The organism is Paenibacillus sp. KS1 (assembly GCF_001680695.1).
GTDB classification, from domain to species: domain Bacteria; phylum Bacillota; class Bacilli; order Paenibacillales; family Paenibacillaceae; genus Paenibacillus_B; species Paenibacillus_B suaedae.
Window position 1 is genome coordinate 40,958 of the sequence record NZ_MAIS01000036.1, and the last position, 20,584, is coordinate 61,541.

A 20,584-nucleotide genomic window follows, 5' to 3' on the forward strand; every position below is an offset into this window, starting at 1 on the left:
ATATTGTGCTCATTTTCAAATAACAACACTAGATATAGTTAACATAGATAAATTGCACTGAAAATGATGGTACATAAAGAGAAAGGAATGAGTTTGATATGACGATGGTATCCATGAAACGGACGAACGCAGTATGGGATCGGAGCAATCGGACCAGCACAGAGCGGCTGACGGCATCGCTGCATGAGATTGTTGACGGTGGCAATCAGGATCTGATGCAGGAAAATGCGAATGTAGATGGAAGATCGCCAATGGGTATGATGGGGAAGATCGCTAGCGAAAGCGCACGCTGGTATGCGGTTCAACATCTGCTGTCTGCAGACGTAAGAGATGCAGTGGAGCAGAACCTGATGTATCCACATGATCTTGATTTCTATGCCTCCGGTACGACAACGTGCTGCCAGATTCCTCTGGGCAAGATGTTGAAGCAGGGGTTCAACACAGGTCATGGATATATGCGCGAGCCGCAGGATATTAAGAGCGCGCTTGCGCTGGCATCGATTATATTGCAGGCGAACCAAAACCAGCAGCATGGCGGACAGGCGTATCCGATGTTCGATTATGATGTAGCCCCTTATGTGCGCAAGACATTCAATCGCCATATTCGCTATATGGAATCACTGCCACTGCAAGCAGACTTCGATCTAGAGACAGAGGCGTGGAGACTAACGGAGCGTGACGTATATCAGGCTTGCGAGGCATTCATTCATAATGCGAACTCGATGCATTCTAGAGGCGGTGGGCAGGTACCGTTCATTTCATTGAACTATGGCACGGACACCTCTGTGGAGGGGAGAATGCTGATTAAACAGTTTCTTCTCGCAACGCAGGCCGGTCTTGGTAGAGGAGAAACACCTATCTTCCCAATTCAAATATTCAAAGTGAAGAAAGGCGTCAACTTCGATCCTGCTGATCCGAATTACGATCTGTACCAGCTTGCCTTGCAAACGACAGCGCAGCGGCTGTTCCCTAACTTTGCCTTTCTCGATGCTCCGTTCAATTCGCAGTACGATAACGGCACACCCGAGAGCGAGGCATGCTACATGGGCTGCAGAACGCGCGTCATGGGCAATGTGAACGGGGACGAAACGGCGATCGGCAGAGGGAACTTGTCATTTACCTCTTTGAATCTTGTTCGCCTTGCTATGATGTCGTCCAGTGTGGATGATTTCTTTGGCCGATTGGACTCGCTTCTGTCCTTGACAGTGAAGCAGTTGAGGGAGCGATTCGACTATCAATCGAAGAAGCAGGTGCGTGACTTTGCTTTTCTTATGAAGCAAGGGGTATGGCGCGGAAGTGAGGACTTGCAACCCGAGGATGAGCTGGGAGATATCCTGAAGCAGGGGACACTTAGTGTTGGCTTTATCGGACTTGCTGAGGCGCTTGTAGCGCTTGTTGGCTCCCATCATGGCCAGTCTGAGGATGCACGCAAGCTAGGCATGCGCATCGTGTCTCATATGCGTATGCGAATGGATGAGGCGATTGAAGCGACAGGTCTTAATTTCTCCTTAATCGCGACGCCGGCTGAAGGTCTATCGGGTAAATTTACGAGCCGGGATCGAGATGATTTTGGAGTGAGACAAGGAATTACGGATCGGAAATATTACACCAACTCGTTTCATGTACCCGTCTATTACTCGTTGAAGGCAATCGACAAGATTCAAATCGAAGGGCCGTTCCATGAGCTGTGCAATGCCGGGCATATCACGTATGTTGAGCTGGATGGAAGCGCGAAAGCCAACCCACAGGCACTTGACCGTATCGTGCGTGCAATGGCGATGAGCGGGATTGGGTATGGTTCTCTTAATCATCCTGTTGATCGCTGTCGTACATGCGGCCATCAAGATACGATTGAAGATAGCTGTCCGATGTGTGGAAGCTCAGGTTCGCAGATTGAGCGCATTCGCCGCATTACCGGTTATTTGGTAGGGGATATGGATAAGTGGAACTCTGCGAAGCGGAAGGAAGAGACGGAGCGGGTGAAGCATCGATGAGTATGCGTGTTCTATCTATTTTGCATGACAGTGTCGTTGACGGCGAAGGGCTGCGTACAGTTGTGTTCTTCAGCGGCTGCCCTCATCAGTGCGAGGGGTGTCATAACCCGCTATCGTGGAACATGATGAACGGCACGGAAATGAGTGTAGCGGAGGTGGCAGCCGAGGTACTGTCCAATCCGCTTACGGATGTCACACTGTCCGGCGGAGAACCGTTCATGCAAGCGAAGGAAGTGAAGGAACTTGCCCGGCTGCTGCGTCAGTCGGGTCGGCATATATGGGCATATACGGGATATACGGTGGAGCAGCTGCTTGAAGGAGGAACAGCTGACCAGCAAGAGCTGCTTCACTGTGTGGATGTATTGGTTGATGGTCGATTCGCAGCGGAGCGCCGTTGTCCAGGACTTCCCTTCCGCGGCAGTGACAATCAGCGCATATGGCGGATGGAGGAAGGGATACCAGTTGGATTAATTTCTCCCTAGGCTACACATACTTTACTGTATTGCAAGCATTCTACAACACAAGTGTACATGAACGGAGTGTGTAATACAGTGGAGCGTTTTTGGAAGAACCGTCTTTTTGTAATGGCTATCTATTGTCTGCTTGGTCTTATCATCCTCTATTTTCTATTTATGATGAAACCTCTTATCGGGCATGTATACGGCTTCCTCAAGGCCGTGCTTGCCCCCTTCTTCGTGGCCATGATCATTGCCTATGTGTTAAATCCGATCGTAATCCTGCTCAATGAGCGGAAAGTGCCGCGAACGATGGCGGTGCTGCTTATTTATGCAGTGTTTATTGCGGTAGTTACCGTGATTTTAGTCAATATCATCCCCATGCTGGTGAAGCAGCTTGCAGAGCTTAACAATCAGATGCCTCACCTGAATGCGAAGGCGGAACAGATGATGGACGGGGTTAGCAAGACGATGCCGTCATCTGTACGTTCCGGATTAAATGACTCCATTTATGCTCTTGAGGAGCGCATAGGCAAAGCGATATCGGACTTTATGGAGAATATTGGCGCCGCCATTAATTTGCTCTTCATTGCGCTTATCGTACCATTCCTCATCTTCTACATATTGAAAGATTTTGACGTCTTCGAGAGGGCGGTAATAGCTTATGTGCCGCGTTCGCATCGCAAGCATACGGTGATGCTATTCCGAGAAATTGATACTGCGCTAGGAAGCTACGTCCGGGGTCAATTTCTTGTATGCCTTATTATCGGTGTGCTTGCATATATCGGCTATTGGATAATCGGCATGCCCTATGCGCTTCTGCTTGCGTTATGTGTAGCCGTGTTCAATATTATTCCTTATCTCGGGCCATACTTCGGTGCTGCTCCTGCACTTATCTTCGCAGCGACGGTATCGCTCAAAATGATTATTTTGGTCATCGTTGTAAATACTATCTGCCAAATTGTAGAAGGGAATATTATTTCTCCACAGATCGTGGGCAAGACGCTTCATATGCATCCGCTGACGATCATTTTCGCCCTGCTTGTGGGCGGGGAGATTGCTGGAGTTGTGGGGCTAATCCTTGCGGTTCCTTTCTTTGCAGTCGTAAAAGTAATCTGTCAGCATATTGTAGCCTATCAAATCCGAAGAAAGACAGTGTGAACATTTATCGGTAGTGGAGGAAAATCAAAGTAACGAAACATCCTACTTAAGACCTATTTTTCAGAAAGTTTCGCAATTATGAACAACAAATATGTTGTTCGGCGCGTTTAAAGAATTGGATACGGCGGTAATGAAGGATGGACGCCGTATATTTTATTCGTGAAACTATGCGAAGCTGCGTCCTGGGGAACGAACGGGAAATTAAGGGAGGAGAGTTCTACGTGAAACGAACACTTGCGATATTGCTCACCATTGCTTTAGCGATGGAACTTTCTGCGAATGCCGCAATGGCATTGCCGCAGACAGACTCAAGCACAGCGCTTAAAAACTCAGTGAAAGATAAAATAGAGGGCTTGAAAACAATTAAGGTGGCATCCATGTCTCCAGCTGCTGGAGCGACGGATGTCAATGTCGGAACTGAACTTATTCTTACATTTATAAGTGAAGTGGAAAAAGGAAGCGGGAACATCACCATAAGAAAGAAAAATGGCGATAAGGTAGAGGATGTTGCAGTAGACGGCAGCCAAGTTCGGCTCGATGATACGAAGAAAAAAGCAACGATTACGCTATCCAAGCCGTTGGATTCTGGGACCTCCTATCGGGTTCAAGCAGATTTCGGTACGTTCAAGTCTGGCAGTTCTGAGTTCCTGGGTATTTATGACCCTACAGAATGGACGTTCACGACAGCAGCTGATACTGGAGCGCCTCAGTTGGATACGGTATCGCCAGCGATCGGGCAACGGGACGTCCGTGTGGATTCCAAGCTTGTGTTGACTTTCAAGGAGAAGGTATGGAAGCAATCTGGCGGGAGCGTCATTATGAAGCAGGCGAAGGACGGCAAAGTGCTTGAAGCGCTGCCGATGACCTCTATCCGGGTTACGGGAGACGGAACAAATACAATTACGATTGATCCCGTTCAACAATTGAAGCCAAATATGGATTACACGATAGAGATTGCGGCAGACTCTCTGCGCAATGCAAGTGGGAAGTCTTATGCTGGATTGAATACATGGAAATTCACAACAGGCAATCCGGATACAGCGGCTCCATCGTTGAAATCCGCTGCGCTGAGCAAGGTGGATACGATTCGCTTAACGTTCGACAAGGAATTGAAGAAGACATCGGTTCCGCCAGCAGCAAGCTTCGAAGTATGGGTAAATGGCGACACACGCCGTGTAACGGGTACAGCTGTGGGCAGCGATTATGTGGATGTAAGCCTGGAGAACGGAGTCTCTGTGGGTCAGAGCATTTCCATTTCCTATCGTCCTGGCGCTGACCGCAAGTCTATTCAGGATACGGCCGGCAATGCGGCTGCTGCATTTGAGAAAATATCGGTGAGCAATGAGGTTGACCGTACGCCTCCTGTTGTGAAGCAAGCGAATGCGCAAGGCATGAAGGTAGTGTTGGATATGTCGGAGCCGCTGGATACAGTGTCGGCGCGTGCTTATGAGCAATTCAAGGTGACCGTGGATGGAAGCGAGAAGACAGTCAGCCGCATATCTGTGGACGGCTCGAAGGTAACGCTGTCGCTTATTTATGTAATCCGCGATAATCAAACGGTGCGAGTAAGTTACAAGCCAGATCGATATCCGTTGACGGATCGAAGCGGCAACAAGCTTGAAGCATTTACAGATGTGCTGGCACGCAATGATGCGGATACGAAGGCGCCAGTGCTTCAACGGGCAGAAGTAAGCGGGAGCCTGCTGACGTTGACTTTTAATGAGCAATTAGACACGAGCAAAGTACCGCCGCGCAGTCATTTCTCGGTGTATGTCAATCGCTCATCCCGAAGTGTCGATTCTGTTCAAGTGCGAGATAATATGGTTAATCTGATCTTGAGCTCCAGTGTTAGCGATGGTGATGATGTCACGGTATCCTATGTGCCAGGTACGGGTGAGCCTCGTATTTCGGATCTGGCGGGGAACAAGGCAGCTGTATTTACCTTGAAGAAGGTGGACAATGGTTCTGATCGAACGGCTCCAACCTTGCGTTCAGCTTCTGTGAAGGGAAGCACGATGACACTTGTCTTCTCCGAGCGCTTGAAGGAATTGCCTTCGCCGGATGAATCTCAATTCGTGGTACACTCGGACAATCGGGTGATTAAGGTAAAGCGTGCTTCGACACGCAATGAAGAAGTTACCTTGACGCTGGACGAAGCGGTCAATGCATACAGTGCGGTAACAGTTGCTTACTTGCAGGGTAAAAATCCGATTAAGGACTTGGCAGGGAATTCGCTGCAGTCGTTTGCTTCTACGACCGTTACGAATAAAACTGATGGTTCCACGACACGTCCCGGAGATTTGCAACCGGCTACGTTCCGCTGGTTCTTGGATGATGGATGGTATTTGCTCTCCAGTTCGGCAGCGGACACAAGCTCTGATCGTTCCTTGAGCGGAAGCACTGCGAAGCGTTATACAATACCGGCAACAAAGTTGAAATCATCTTTTGAATATGTACTCAAGAACGGCACGCGTAATCATCTGGCATTTGATGTGCCGACATCCGAGCGCGGAGCAGTGGTTGCTGTTCCATTGCAAACGTTGAATGAAGTATACAATAAGGCGAATGATGCGATTTTCTCCATTCGTTATGGCGATATATTGATGTCGGTACCGCTTCGTGAGTTGGACTTCCGTGCGCTTGAACGCGAGTGGGGAAACAATCAGGCATACCTGCTGCTTCAAGCAGAGTCACAGTCGGGATCGGATTCCAATGCATTGCTGCGCAGCCTGAACGATACAGGTGCACGCGTGCGTGTCAATCCGATTGAATTCCGCTTGTCGGCATTTGCTGGCTCCGCTACGCCGCGTACAATTGAGGCTAACTTGAAATATAAAGTGCGCAACGCACAATTGATACAGCGTAGTAATGCATCAGCCGTTCGTTATGATTCCGTGCTGAACAAGGCGGGATATGTGCCTACAGTGACGAAGCAGGAGCTAGGCGTTGCGGTATACGCCTTCCAGTTCAAGGGCAATCGTTCCGTTGCCATGATGGATCGCTCGAAGGACTTCTCGGACATTAAAGACCACTGGGGACGAGACGCCATCCGCGAATTGGCATCAAAGTATATCATTGAGGGTGTCAGCAATAATGCATTTGCACCAAACGCCAACATTACGCGCGGGCAATTCGCGATTTTGCTGGCACGCTCGCTGGGGCTTCAAGCTGATGCATCCGGTGCTTCCGCTTATCGCGATGTGAATCAGACCAGCATGATGGCTCCCTATATTGGGGCTGCGACCAAGGCAGGAATTATTAGCGGTTATGAAAATGGCACGTTCCGTCCGAACGAGTCGATCAACCGTGAACAAATGGCAATTATGCTCGTTCGAGCTATGGAATATACAGGACGCAATGTGGCTTCGAACCCGAGCGCACTCAACAAGTTCAATGATCGCGGACAAGTGAGCGGCTACGCTCGCGACGGCGTAGGCAAGGCAGTATCCGCAGGGATCGTTCAAGGGATGACCGCGAATACATTCCAGCCTAAGGCTACCGCGACACGTGCACAGGCAGCAGTTATGCTGAAACGCATGCTCGAGCAAATTGAATATTTAGGATAATTGCATTTCGGTGAAAATCCGTTGAGCAGGCGGATGGGATCAAACGAAAGAAGTTTGACAACCGTCTGCCTGCTGCTTATACTAAATTATTGGATAGGTATATGGAACAAAACGAAGACGAAAACGAGTAAGCTGAAGCCCTAGGATCAGAGAGAAGATTCCGGATCGGCATATGCCGGCTGGCTGCAAGAATCTTCACCTTGAAGAACAGCTGAACGCTAATTTCTGAGTGTGAATGGAACTTCACCGGGACGTACCCGTTATCAACGTCGAGGCGATCGCAGACGCTTGTCTTGCCCGTTGCTTGCATGATACGCAGGCTTGATAAAATGGGGTATGATGTATGCGATAACCAGGGTGGTACCGCGATATATGAATCGTCCCTGATTTTCAGGGGCGATTTTTTTATTTTTTAATAGTTCGAGTTCAATTAGATGACTTTTCAGCACCGAGAAGGTTGCATGAAGCTGAAGCATATGCTTCCGTAGCGAGTTTTGCTCTGCAAAACTTGTAAGGAGTAGCGGAGTGTAGGCGAGACTACATGAGCAACTAAAATGTTTCTGAAGGAAACATACTTCGAAAGCATATGCTGTTCGAGGGTGAATGCAAGATTCGATGCCGAATAACCTCATGGGATACACCGTGATCAAAAGTGAGCTAATTGAACTACCTTAAATAAAATATTGGGGGCGTTTACTCATGAAGGCTAGTGAAATTCGCGAAAAATGGTTGAAATTCTTTGAAAGCAAAGGGCATCACATTGAGCCAAGCGCATCGCTTGTACCACACAATGACCCATCCTTGCTCTGGATTAATGCGGGTATGGCACCGCTCAAGCCTTATTTTGACGGACGCGTGAAGCCTGAGAACCCGCGTATCGCAAACTCGCAAAAATGTATTCGTACGAACGATATCGAGAATGTCGGCAAGACTCGCCGTCACCATACGTTCTTCGAAATGCTGGGGAACTTCTCCATCGGCGATTATTTCAAAGAAGAAGCCATTACATGGGCTTGGGAGTTCTTGACAAGCAAAGAATGGATCGGCTTCGATCCGAATCGTCTCTATGTTACTGTCCATAACGATGATGATGAAGCGTACAAGCTGTGGAATGAGAAGATCGGCCTTCCTGCTGACCACATTGTGAAGACAGGCGACGACAACTTCTGGGATATCGGGGAAGGCCCTTGCGGTCCTTGTACAGAGATCTTCTACGATCGCGGAGAGAAGTACGGAACATTGGAAGAGGATCCAGAATGCTATCCAAGCGGAGAGAACGAGCGTTACTTGGAAGTATGGAATAATGTATTCTCTCAATACAACCATAACAAGGATGGCAGCTACACGCCGCTTCCGAACAAAAATATTGATACAGGAGCCGGCTTGGAGCGCTTCGCTTCAATCTTGCAGGATGTGGACTCCAACTTCGATACTGACTTGTTCCAGCCGATCATTCAAGCAACATGCCGCATTGCAGGCGTGAAGTATAATGAGCGTCCTGAGTTCGACGTTGCTTTGAAAGTAATCGCAGACCATGTTCGTACCGTAACATTCGCTGTAGGCGATGGCGTTCTGCCATCGAATGAAGGCCGTGGTTATGTAATCCGCCGCTTGCTGCGTCGTGCAGTCCGTTACGGCAAGATCCTCGGCATCGACCGTCCATTCATGGTAGAGCTGGTACAGACGGTATGTGAAGTAATGGGCTCACATTACAACGAAATCGTTGAAAAACGCGAGTTCATTGAGAAGGTAATCAAAAACGAGGAAGAGCGATTCCATGAGACGCTTGTAGAAGGCTTGGCGATTCTGGAAAGCTTGGCATCTGCTGCGAAGCAGGAAGGACGCACGCAAATTGGCGGACAAGAAGCGTTCAAATTGTATGACACGTATGGATTCCCATTCGATTTGACAGAAGATTATGCTTCTGAACATGGATTGACGGTTGATCGTGAAGGCTTCGACCAGGCGATGCAAGAACAGCGTGATCGTGCCCGTGCAGCTCGTCAAGATACGGGAAGCATGAAGGTACAAGGCGGGCCACTTGCTGATTACACGACTAAAAGCGAATTCGTTGGATATAATGAATTGGTAACTGAATCCAGTGTACTGGCACTGATCGTGGATAACGAAATGGCAGAAGAAGCACAAGTAGGCTCGACTTGCCAAGTAGTGCTTGATCGCACGCCATTCTACGCGGAGAGCGGCGGTCAGGTAAGCGACAACGGTACACTTACAGCAGCTGGATTCAAAGGAGCAGTTGAAGATGTATTGAAAGCTCCTCATGGCCAGCATATTGCAGTAGTGCGCGTGGAAGAAGGAACACTGCGTGTCGGCATGCAAGTACAAGCTGCAGTAGCTCGCGCGATTCGTGAGGATATTATTAAGAATCATACTGCGACACACTTGCTTCATAAGGCGCTCAAGCTTGTATTGGGTGAGCATGCGAACCAAGCAGGATCTCTCGTGCAGCCTGACCGTCTTCGCTTCGACTTCACACATTTGGGCAGCATTAGCGAAGAGGAGCTTGTGGACATCGAGCATCGTGTCAACGAGCAAATCTGGAAAGGCACACAGCTTGTTATAGAATCGAAATCGATTGATGAGGCCAAAGAAATGGGCGCAATGGCGTTGTTCGGTGAGAAATACGGCGATATCGTACGCGTCGTACAAGTCGGCGATTACAGCATTGAGCTATGCGGTGGCTGCCATGTTAGCAGCACCTCGGAAATCGGTCTCTTCAAGATCGTGAGCGAGAGCGGTATCGGCTCTGGTGTACGCCGTATTGAGGCTGTGACGGGTCGTCATGCGTATCAGTATATGGAGGCGCAATTGGAGCTGTTGAAGCAAGCAGGTTCCTTGCTTAAATCGAATGTAGCGGATGTACCGAAGCGTATTGAAGCTATGTTCTCACGTGAGAAGGAGCTGTCCCGCGAGAATGAATCGCTTAAGAGCAAGCTGAGCAGCATTGAAGCAGGACAATTGACAGACCAAGTTAGAACCGTCGCTGGCGTTCAAGTGCTGGCTGCACAAGTCGATGCAGGCGGTATGGATGCACTTCGTACGACGGCAGACGAACTGAAGGCGAAGCTTCCAGAAGCGATTATCGCACTCGGTGCAGTAAATGAAGATAAAGTGAACTTCGTTGTTGCTGTTGCTCCAGAGCTTGTAAAGAAGGGGCTTCATGCCGGCAAGTTGATTAAAGAGCTCGCTTCTGTGTGCGGCGGTGGCGGTGGCGGCCGTCCTGATATGGCGCAAGCTGGAGGCAAAGACGCTTCCAAGCTGCCAGAGGCATTGGCTCTCGTGGATGAGCTTGTTGGGAAGCAGCTTGGCGTATAATATAAGAGAGGGGAGCCCTGCAATAGGGGCTCCCTGATCCGATTCCATAGGGAGGTTATTGTCGTCAAATTTGTGAACAATGCCAAGCTTTGGATCGGAATATTTTCTAGTTTGTTCGGGTATGTGTTATGATAAGAGTAAAGCGAGGTGTTAGCGATGAATTCCATGGATAAGACGATGAAGTTCAATGTAAAAGCGGAGGAACAGCAAGCTTCCAACGAAGATATCCTGTTGTCTGTCTATGATGCGCTTCTCGAGAAGGAATACAATCCTATTAACCAAATCGTTGGTTATCTTCTATCCGGGGATCCCGCTTATATCCCGCGGCATAACAATGCTCGAAGTATCGTGAGGAAGAAAGAGCGGGACGAACTGATTGAAGAATTAGTTCGCTTCTACTTGAATCATCACCGATAAGTCGCGAGGATGAATGCAGCACGGATAGAGAAGTAAGCATCACTGGATGAATACTGGGAGAGACTGAATGAAGATTCTTGGCTTGGATTACGGAGATCGACGGATCGGTGTCGCGATAAGCGATGCTTTTGGTTGGACGGCACAAGGACTTGAAGTCATTGAGCGTCGCAAACCAGAGAATGATCTGAAGCGACTTGGTGACATTGTGAAGGAGCACGGCGTTGAAGCCTTCGTCCTTGGACTGCCGAAGAACATGAATGGCACAGTCGGACCTCGGGGCGAGCTAAGCATGTCATTTGCAGAACAGTTGAAGCAGTCGTTCGGATTGCCCGTTCACCTGTGGGATGAACGCTTGAGTACGGTGTCGGCAGAACGCGCATTGCTGGAAGCTGACGTCAGTCGCAAGAAGCGTCGACAAGTCATCGATAAGATGGCGGCAACCATTATATTACAAACATATCTTGACTATCAATCAAGAAGGTGAGGGGTTACTATGACACGAGATGAACATTTGCAAGAAGAACCGGAGATCATTTATATTCCGGACGACGAGGGCAACGAGGAAGAATTCGAAGTCATTATGAAGTTCGATGTAGATGGCACGGACAAAAAATATATGATGGTCGTACCTGTCGATTCTGATGATGAAGATGCGGATGAAGTGTATGCGTTCCGTTATGAAGAAGAGGACGACGATTTGAAGCTGTTTACCATTACGGACGAAGAAGAATGGAATATTGTCGAGGAAACGTTCAATACGTTATTTACAGCGGATGAGGAGAATGAAGGGTGACCGAACGACTTGAACTTCAATTGACAGAACAGCTAAAGAATGCCTTCGGTCAATTCGTTGAGATGACGGATGAGGCCGGTCACAGTCGTGTCCTATCGTTAATCGCTGAATTCCGGCTTGATGATCGAGCGTATGCAGTACTTCTTCCAGAAGGTGCTCAAGAACCGGAGCAGGAACTGTATCGCATTATCGGGAGCGAAGCAGAAGGCTGGGAGCTCGAAACGATCGAAGATGATGACGAGTGGGAAGAAGTAGCTGAGCTGTATGATGAATTAACGTACCGAGACGAATTTTAATTTGTCGTTTGTAGAGTCGGTGGATGGCATCGGCTAACTGATATTTTACGGAAAAAGGGCGGATTTCCGCTCTTTTTCCATGTAGGAGAGTGTGTGGATGAAGAAAGGCTCGAAGGTGCTGTTCACGATCCTCCTTGTGCTTCTACTCGTAGCTGGCGCTGGTGTTGGTTATATATGGAGCGGGATGCGTCCGCTCGCGCAAGAAGAACGGGAGATTCCCGTTTCGATCCAACAGGGCTCTGGAACAGCAGCAATCGCATCACAGTTGGAGGAGCAGGGAATTATTCGCAATGCACTCATTTTTAAAGTGTATTTGAAATGGAACGGGGAGGGAAGCCGCTTCCAAGCGGGGAAATACGCGTTCCGTCCCGGTGTTACCTATGACGACATTATCGCGAAGCTCAACAGCGGGGAAGTCGTGCCGGAAGAAATGGTTCGCTTCACGATTCCAGAAGGTTATACCGTAGAACAAATTGCGGACAAACTAAGCAATGATGGAATTGTGGATAAGGATCGCTTCTTGAAGCTGGTGAATGATACGGCTTGGCTTAAGGGACAGGCCCCGATCGCTGCTCATATTCCGACTGACGCCAAGTTGAAGCATCGACTTGAAGGATATTTGTTCCCTGAGACCTATGAGTTGAAGAAGGGGAGCTCTGAGGAAGAAATTATTGCACGGATGGTGCAAGAGACAGAGAAGCGATTGTCGCAGGCTTCCCCAACTTGGGAATCCGATTTGAAGACGCGCGGGCTTACGCTGCACGATATGCTGACCTTGGCTTCGCTTGTTGAGCGAGAAGCGGTTGTGGATGCTGAGCGTCCATTGATTGCGGGCGTCATCGATAATCGAATTGCGAAGGGGATGCGTCTGCAAATAGATGCTACCGTTCAATATGCACTGGACAAGCCAAAGGAACGTTTGTATTATAAGGACTTGGAAATCGACAGTCCTTACAATACGTATAAAATAGATAAATTGCCGCCAGGGCCTATTTCCAGTCCAAGTACTGCCTCCATTCAAGCAGTATTGAAGCCGGAGGCTTCAGAATATTTGTATTATGTGACGAAAAAAGACGGCACCCACACGCATCTGTTCGCCAAGACATTCCCAGAGCATCAGCGTAATATCGAACAGAGCAAGAAAACGGCAGCACAATAGAAAGCGGTGAAATGAACATGACTTATCAACCTGAATTGCTTGTTACCGCAGGCAGTGTTGAGGAATTGGAACGCTTGCTTCAAGCAGGCGCGAATGCAGTCCTCGTCGGGGAAGAAAAATATAGCATGCGCATGCCAGGCGAAATGACCATTGCAGATATCGAGGCAAGCCTGCCAATCGTCCGCAGCCATAACGCCAAGCTGTATGTTGCAGTAAATAATATTATGCATAATGAACATCTGACGGATTTATCAACTTACTTGAAGCGACTAGAGGAACTGGGCGTTGATGCGATTGCCTATGGCGATCCAGCTGTAATTATGGTTGCACGAACAGCAGCGCCAACTCTTCGACTGCAGTGGAATGCGGAGATGACATCGACGAACTACCGGACAGCTCAGTACTGGCAGAAGCGTGGCGCAAGCCGTATCGTTGCTGCCCGCGAGTTGAACATGGAGCAAGTGGTAGAGATGAAGCAGCAGCTTCCGGATATGGAGGTTCAAGTTCAAATCCATGGGATGACGAATATTTATCATTCCAAGCGCCATTTAGTTCACCATTACATGCGTCATCTTGGCAAAGAAGAAGGCACATATGAGGTAGGGATGGAGCAGAAGCTGTTCCTCGTAGAGCGAGAACGTCAGGATGAGAAGTTCCCGATGTATGAAGATGCGAACGGAACACATATCATGAGCTCAGACGATATGTGCATCATCGAAGATTTGAAGTTGCTGCTCGATGCACACATTGACAGCTTCAAGATCGAAGGAATATTGAAGTCTATTTCATATAATGAAACCGTTGTTCGCGTATATCGCGAAGCGATTGATACCTATATTGCCGATCCTGAAGGGTATTCCATGAAGGAAGAATGGCTGGAACGCATTCGTGCGGTTCAAGATCCAGAGCGAGAGCTCTCATTCGGATTTTTCTATAAAGAACAAATGTATTAAGGAGGGGGCGTACAACGATGAGTACACAAACGAAACGTAAATATAACGGCAAGCGATATCGCTTGGATAAGCCGGAATTACTTGCTCCCGCCGGTAATTTGGAGAAGTTGAAGTTCGCTATTCATTACGGTGCGGATGCCGTGTACATTGGCGGACAAAAATACGGTCTGCGTTCCAATGCGGACAATTTCAGCTTTGAAGAAATGCGCGAAGGTGTGGAGTTCGCTAAAAAATATGGTGCGAAGGTGTTCGTGGCGACGAATATTTATGCGCATAATGAAGATATCGAAGGCTTAGAAGAGTATCTTCGCAACTTGGAGGATGCGGGCATTAGTGCCATTATTGCTGCAGATCCATTCATTATTGATACTGCGATGCGCGTAGCTCCGAAGCTGGAGGTTCATGTTAGTACACAGCAGTCCATCGCGAACTGGCAGACGATTCAATACTGGAAAGATGAAGGCATGCCTCGCGTCGTCTTAGCTCGGGAGACGAGCATAGATGAAATTCAGGAGATGAAAAATCACGTCGACATCGAAATTGAGGCCTTTATTCATGGTGCGATGTGTTCTTCTTATTCTGGACGCTGTGTGTTGTCCAACCACTTTACAGACCGCGATTCCAACCGCGGCGGCTGCTGCCAATCATGCCGCTGGAAATACGATCTGTTTGAGGATGACCGTGCAGATGCAATGGATATGATCAGCGAAGAGGAAGCTTCCGGTTCGTCTGTATTGGAGCAGTTCCGTCTGGGCGTCAATCAAAAGGCGTTGTTCGATGAGAATGACAATGCGTTCGCCATGAGTGCGAAGGACTTGTGCATGATTGAGCATCTGCCGGATCTAATCGATGTTGGGGTGGATAGCTTCAAGATTGAAGGCCGGATGAAGTCGATTCACTATGTGGCTACGGTTGTTAATGTGTATCGGAAAGTCATTGATGCGTATATGGCCGATCCGGACAATTATGAGCTGAAGCAGGAATGGCTGGATGAGATTTATAAGGCGGCTAACCGTCCTGTCAATACAGGTTTCTTCTACGAAGAGCCGGATCATGAGGATCATATTTACGAGCCGGAAGACAAGCCGGCACCTTATGATTTCGCTGGATTGGTTATGGACTATGATGCTGAGACAGGCATCGCGACGGTTCAACAGCGCAATCACTTCAAGGTTGGAGCTGAGGTTGAGTTCTTCGGCCCGAACAATACGTTCTTCAAGCAGAAGGTAGAGAAGCTGTGGGATACAGAAGGCAATGAGCTGGATGCAGCTCGCCATCCGCTGCAACTTGTGCGTATGAAGGTCGATCAGCCGGTTACGTATTTCGATATGATGCGTAAGAAGAATGCCAAAGCGTAAGTGATTTAGAATAACAGAATAGAGTTGAGCCCTTACCGAATGGTAGGGGCTTTTTTTGTGAAGAAATAATGCTGAGTAGGTGTGAACAAAAGGATAGGTTGGCGCACGATCCAACGCTTGTGGTTATGCATAAGGAGAAGTGGGCAGTAATGGTACTGATAAGAAGAAACGGACTTCGTTTGTGAGAAGGAGGTGGATGAAGTGTTGTCGCGCCAACGTTCGAAGCGGCAGAAGCTCATGTACAATCGGCTTGTTCTGCTCGCATGTGCCATTACCGTAATGATCGGAATCTATATTGTCAGATTGGGCTGGCTCCAGCTATTGTTCGTGCACAGCAAGGTGGATGATGGTGTCCATACCGTTCTGCAGCGCACCGTTATTCAACGGGCACGTGGTGTAGTGCTGGATGATGGACGTGGCTTGATCGTAGATCGGGCTGGGCGCCCGTATACGGTGCAAGTCGTGAAGGCCCTTGTCCTCTTCCCAGTGAAAAAAAATGCTATTCGTACGGATGCGGTTCGGAGCATGGCGCTTTGGCTGCACGAGTCAGAACAAGAGGTTCGGCATCGATGGGAGGAGCTTACCGAACCTTACATTTGGCCAAATGAGAAGGATAAAAAATTGCCCTTCGAGCTGAGTACAGAGCAGGCCGGACAAATTGGATTATCGGATTGGGAAGGGATTCGAGTACTTCCATATACAGTTCGATATCCGCTTCGTCAGCATACTCCGCAATGGGTAGGGGCTATTGCGGATATGACGGATACATCGAACAATGAGCATTTTATGAAGAGTGGCAACAATGCTGATTCAAGTATTGTTGGTGTATCGGGTTTGGAACGAACGTTTGAACCATTGCTCAAGGGATTGGGTGCCACGACAGTCGTCCATTATACAGATGCAAGTCAACTTCCGCTGCATGGACTCGATGTGCGCTTACGGCGTCCTGATAATCCATATTATCCATTAAGGCTTATTACGACAACGGATCAGACAATCGAAGCTGCTATTGAGCAAGTACTTGATCGGTATCATATTGAGAAGGGATCGGTAGTCGTTCTTGATGCAGCAACAAGGGATGTGGTGGCGATGGTGTCCCGCCCTGCCGCAGATCCTTATCATATTGAGCCGGAGAAGGCGGCGTGGAACAATCGGGCGACCAAGGCCCTCCCTCCGGGTTCTGTCTATAAGCTGTTCATTGCGGCTGCCGCAATGGAAGCAGGGCTGACGCAACTGAATGAACGCTTTTACTGCGATGGGCATTATGGGAAGTATGGTCTAGCGTGCTGGCTGCCGGAAGGGCATGGTACGTTGACATTGCGCGAGGCATTGGCAGAGTCATGCAATGAAGTGTTTGCTGAGCTGGGAGAACGATTAACAGGGCAGCAGCTATTGAACTATGCCAAGACAATGGGGCTAAGCGGATTTGTTGGTATGGTTTCAGATGATGGGATGGGCCACCGGAGTTTGCGGCACTTCGAAGGCGAGGAAGGGAGTCAAATATTTCCTGACGATGTACAGCCGGGGAATGTGTCGGGAGGGGAACGAGCTCAATCTGGTATCGGGCAGCGGAATGTGCGATTGACACCTTTGGCTGCAGCCAACTTCGTCGTAACGCTGCTTCAGAATGGAAACTTCGGATCACCACGATTGATTCAGGAAGTGCAGTATGCCACAGGGATGCCAATCGTTCGATTCCCTGTACAAGTCAAAAAGGAGCGAGTGATGAAGCTGGAGACAGCCCGTAACGTAATGAAAATGATGGTGGATGTCGTCCAGTACGGTACGGGGCAATCGCTTAAACAGACTTCCTGGAACGTTGCAGGCAAGAGTGGTACTGCCCAAGCTGAGGCATTTGGGACGGCTAACTTACATACATGGTTTGTAGGGTACGGCCCAGTTGAGAAGCCAAAGTATGCAGTGAGTGTCGTCAGCGAAGATGACCAATCTGGCACTTCGCATAAGGCAACAGAGGTATTCCAAGCTGTAATGGATGTGCTGGCTGCACAGCCTCCACATAAATAGCAGGCCAATCTCCTCAAGGAAGATTGGCCTGCTATTTCATCTCAACAAGGTATCTTGGTTTCTACTTGTTCTTTGGTTCTTCGTTATCTTTATTGTCCTCACTTTGATCAGGAGAATTGTCAAATGGATGTCCAGATACAAATTCTTCTTTAGGCATACGAATCCAACGTTTTAAATAACCTTGATCGTAAAGAGCTTTTATTAAGATCAAGAGGACGGTGGACATGACGATGCCGATAACCCCGAACAATGACATGGACACAATCATGAAGGACAGCATCGTAAATGCGGATACCCCAAGCGATGTCCCCGTAATCTTCGGATCAAGAATTTGCCGGATTAGAAGGGTGACGCCCATAACGACAGCAAGTCCAATTGCTAGCGATGTATTACCGATAATGAGCAGGTAGGCGATCCAAGGGATAAAGATAAATGGAATCCCTAAGAGCGGCAGTAAATCAAAAAGTGCCGACAATAAAGCGACTAAGAAGGAATTGCTCACGCCAAGTACAAGCAGACCGATAAACACAATGACAAAGGTAACGGAAATCAGCTTCAGTTGAGCCTTTAAGTAAGCAGATAACCCCTTCAGAACATTTTCCTTTAGAAATATGTAGGCTTTAAGAAACGTGCGCGGCGTTTTATTGCGGGCAACTCTGCGCCAAGCATCAATCTCGATGCTGAGGAAATAGCCAAGGATGATGGCGATGAAAAAGTTCAGCGTAAACGTCGAGAAGGACGTTATTTGCTTAATGAGCAGGCTGAGCAATCCGACGATAAATTCGGAAATATGCTGGGCCGCATTGCCGGCATATTCATTGATGCGGCCAGATACATCAGGCGGCAGTGATTCATACCGGTTCTGCAAGTACGTGGCGATGTTCACCAATTCACTCTGAACTGCCTTAATATAGGTAGGCAGCTTGTCTTGCAGCTCGATTGCTTGATGCACGAGAATAAAACCGAGTCCAAACATAGCTCCTAGAATGACAAGTACGAACAATAAGACGGAGATGGCCGAAGCGATAGCTTTTCTCATACCCCGCCGGTGAAGGAATGCCGCCAGCGGTTCGATGAACATGAACACGATGAAGGCTAGAAAAATAGGAGCGGCTATCGAATACAAATAGCTAAACGTGTACATGATTAAATATGCAGTCAAAATCAACAAGGCGATATCAAATGCTGTCCGCCAATACTTACGGTAAAATGCAATCATAGAACAGACTCCTTCTCACCAAATAACAATATGATAATCATTGTACACGAAACGATTTCCCGTGCCTATTCTTTGTTCATTATGTTACAATAATAACTGTTCATACGTAGAGTAAGTATACGTATATGTTCAAGTCTGAAGAGCTTGAGAACGTTGCATTTTATTATGTAAATAAGAAACGGGGAACTGGGATGGTAGAATTCATTTTATTATGGGGGTTTTACATCCTGACGTTTTATGCGTTTCTCCCTGGCTTAATCAGCCGCCTGTTTGGATTTCGTGTCTTCCAGAAGGGACGTGCAGAACGGGAACTGGCATTGACATTCGACGATGGTCCAGATCCGATCTATACACCTCAGCTGTTAGACCTATTGAAGAAATATAATGCCAAGGCAACATTCTTTGTGGTTGGCATCCACGCAGAGCAGCATCCAGACGTGCTGAAGCGAATGCACGATGAGGGTCATCTTATCGGTATTCACAATTATGTTCATAAGTCCAACTGGCTGATGCGTCCAAAAACGGTGAAACGACAAATCCGTAAAACGTCAGACATTATTGAATCAGTAACTGGCAAACGATCGAATTATTATCGACCGCCTTGGGGGATTGTCAATCTATTCGATTATGGCAGATTGGGTCACTTGCAAATTATATTGTGGTCTGTTCTATTCGGGGATTGGCGGAAGAAGCTCGGCTCTGAACGCTTGTATCGGCGTATGATGAAGCGATGTCGGGGTGGGGAAGTTCTGCTGCTGCATGATTGCGGCCTTACACTTGGGGCAGATCGGGAAGCGCCAGCGAATATGCTGGCGGCATTGGAACGGTTTCTAGACGAAGCGGAGAAGCGCGAGCTGCGCTGTGTCCGTATCGATGAGCTCATTCGATTGACCGATCAAGCCCGGATGAAGAATCCAAGCTTGCTTAGACGCATGGTCGTACGTCTCTGGTTTCTCTATGAGAAAGCTTTCCACTCCGTCTTTGCGTTGAAGACAACGAACCATGAACAGCCTGTGTTTCATTTCCGTGTTCGTCCGTATCATGGCAAGGCCGTAGTCTTAGATGACGGAGTAGAATTGAAGCATAATGACCTGGTACTGGAACTGCATTTCGACAATCGACTATTATATGATATTGGTCATCGGTCGAGGAGTGCGATGCAAATTGCAATTCAGATGATACGTTCCGTAGAACGTACGCTGCCAGAGCTTGCTGATTACTTGCTAAGCGATCAGAATTTACAGGCGAATGTGAAAGCATTGTACGGAGTAAGTATGATGCACCGGGGACCCGAGCAATTCGGATTTACGGTAAGAGATTTGCCAAGAGGATTATTCTCCTGGGTGTCTCGGAGATACTTGCGGCTGCTGATGAGCATTATTCATCCACAGGGACAGAATCGATTGAGGCAGCAAGCGGAACAGATGATTCCTAAGTTGATTATTATGTCGACAGAAACCTTGTTATCGCGTTATGGAAGAGATAGAAATTATGCATATGATGCGAACGGTTCTGAGCGGCTTGTGCTCGTCGATAAGAAAGTAGAGAATGTGGCGCATCCGTTATAATTCGATATATTTACCAAATAATAACATTTGATTTAAAAGCTTTGAAAAATGACATTGTTCATTTTTCAGAGCTTTTTTTGTACTCCTTAACGGAATGAGTATTTATGCAACTTTTATGCAAGAAAATAAAAATGCAGAAATGCACATTCTGAGAGGAATAAGTAGACAGTTATCCACTGAGGGGATACAATATAGTGAAATAGGATCAGATTTCCGTTTTTAGTATAAAAATAGTTTGATTTTTTGAGACGATTTTCCTAAGGTTGATAAAAAAAAGTTATCGA

The 20,584-nt window shown here is 47.9% G+C and carries 15 protein-coding genes; 14 read left to right on the top strand and 1 reads right to left on the bottom strand.

The window, feature by feature from the left end:
• The first annotated feature begins 98 nt into the window (after positions 1-98).
• The 13 genes from BBG47_RS13990 to BBG47_RS14050 all read left to right on the top strand — a co-directional run bounded on the left by BBG47_RS13990 (position 99) and on the right by BBG47_RS14050 (position 17,513).
• A complete protein-coding gene (locus tag BBG47_RS13990; RefSeq protein ID WP_083189298.1) occupies positions 99-1,994 on the top strand; it encodes an anaerobic ribonucleoside triphosphate reductase in 1,896 nt (631 codons plus the stop codon).
• Positions 1,995-1,996: 2 nt separating this feature from the next.
• Positions 1,997-2,476, top strand: a complete 480-nt coding sequence (gene nrdG, locus BBG47_RS13995) for an anaerobic ribonucleoside-triphosphate reductase activating protein (protein WP_065292210.1) — start codon at positions 1,997-1,999, stop codon at positions 2,474-2,476.
• 69 nt (positions 2,477-2,545) lie between these two features.
• A complete protein-coding gene (locus BBG47_RS14000; protein WP_065292199.1) occupies positions 2,546-3,610 on the top strand; it encodes an AI-2E family transporter in 1,065 nt (354 codons plus the stop codon).
• 221 nt (positions 3,611-3,831) lie between these two features.
• On the top strand, positions 3,832-7,176 hold the full coding sequence (locus BBG47_RS14005; protein ID WP_065292200.1) for a SwmB domain-containing protein: 3,345 nt from the start codon (positions 3,832-3,834) through the stop codon (positions 7,174-7,176).
• Positions 7,177-7,875: 699 nt separating this feature from the next.
• Entirely contained in the window at positions 7,876-10,512 is a 2,637-nt protein-coding gene (alaS, locus tag BBG47_RS14010) for an alanine--tRNA ligase (protein WP_065292201.1), read from the top strand.
• 156 nt (positions 10,513-10,668) lie between these two features.
• Entirely contained in the window at positions 10,669-10,929 is a 261-nt protein-coding gene (locus BBG47_RS14015) for an IreB family regulatory phosphoprotein (protein ID WP_005547503.1), read from the top strand.
• 67 nt (positions 10,930-10,996) lie between these two features.
• Positions 10,997-11,413 carry a Holliday junction resolvase RuvX gene (gene ruvX / locus BBG47_RS14020; protein ID WP_021257001.1) on the top strand — a complete coding sequence of 139 codons (417 nt, stop codon included), beginning with the start codon at positions 10,997-10,999 and terminating at the stop codon, positions 11,411-11,413.
• Between the two features lie 9 nt (positions 11,414-11,422).
• The gene (locus tag BBG47_RS14025) at positions 11,423-11,722 is read left to right on the top strand and encodes a DUF1292 domain-containing protein (protein ID WP_021257000.1); all 300 of its coding nucleotides are present in this window, start codon (positions 11,423-11,425) and stop codon (positions 11,720-11,722) included.
• Positions 11,719-12,018, top strand: coding sequence for a DUF1292 domain-containing protein (locus BBG47_RS14030; RefSeq protein WP_065292202.1), 300 nt, complete (start codon positions 11,719-11,721; stop codon positions 12,016-12,018). Before BBG47_RS14025 ends, BBG47_RS14030 begins: the two co-directional genes overlap by 4 nt.
• A gap of 97 nt (positions 12,019-12,115) precedes the next feature.
• Positions 12,116-13,177 (top strand): endolytic transglycosylase MltG, encoded by a 1,062-nt coding sequence (gene mltG, locus BBG47_RS14035; RefSeq protein ID WP_065292203.1) that lies wholly within the window; start codon positions 12,116-12,118, stop codon positions 13,175-13,177.
• Positions 13,178-13,194: 17 nt separating this feature from the next.
• Positions 13,195-14,130, top strand: a complete 936-nt coding sequence (locus tag BBG47_RS14040) for a peptidase U32 family protein (protein WP_065292212.1) — start codon at positions 13,195-13,197, stop codon at positions 14,128-14,130.
• Between the two features lie 17 nt (positions 14,131-14,147).
• A complete protein-coding gene (locus tag BBG47_RS14045; protein ID WP_065292204.1) occupies positions 14,148-15,488 on the top strand; it encodes a peptidase U32 family protein in 1,341 nt (446 codons plus the stop codon).
• 201 nt (positions 15,489-15,689) lie between these two features.
• A complete protein-coding gene (locus BBG47_RS14050; RefSeq protein ID WP_083189299.1) occupies positions 15,690-17,513 on the top strand; it encodes a peptidoglycan D,D-transpeptidase FtsI family protein in 1,824 nt (607 codons plus the stop codon).
• A gap of 61 nt (positions 17,514-17,574) precedes the next feature.
• On the opposite strand, the gene ytvI is transcribed toward BBG47_RS14050, so the two are convergent.
• The gene (ytvI, locus tag BBG47_RS14055; RefSeq protein ID WP_065292205.1) at positions 17,575-18,732 is read right to left on the bottom strand and encodes a sporulation integral membrane protein YtvI; all 1,158 of its coding nucleotides are present in this window, start codon (positions 18,730-18,732) and stop codon (positions 17,575-17,577) included.
• A 191-nt stretch (positions 18,733-18,923) separates the two neighbouring features.
• On the opposite strand from ytvI, the gene BBG47_RS14060 reads away from it, so the two are divergent.
• Positions 18,924-20,300: a polysaccharide deacetylase family protein gene (locus BBG47_RS14060; protein ID WP_065292214.1), complete on the top strand. Its 1,377-nt coding sequence runs from the start codon at positions 18,924-18,926 to the stop codon at positions 20,298-20,300.
• The last annotated feature ends 284 nt before the right edge of the window (positions 20,301-20,584 follow it).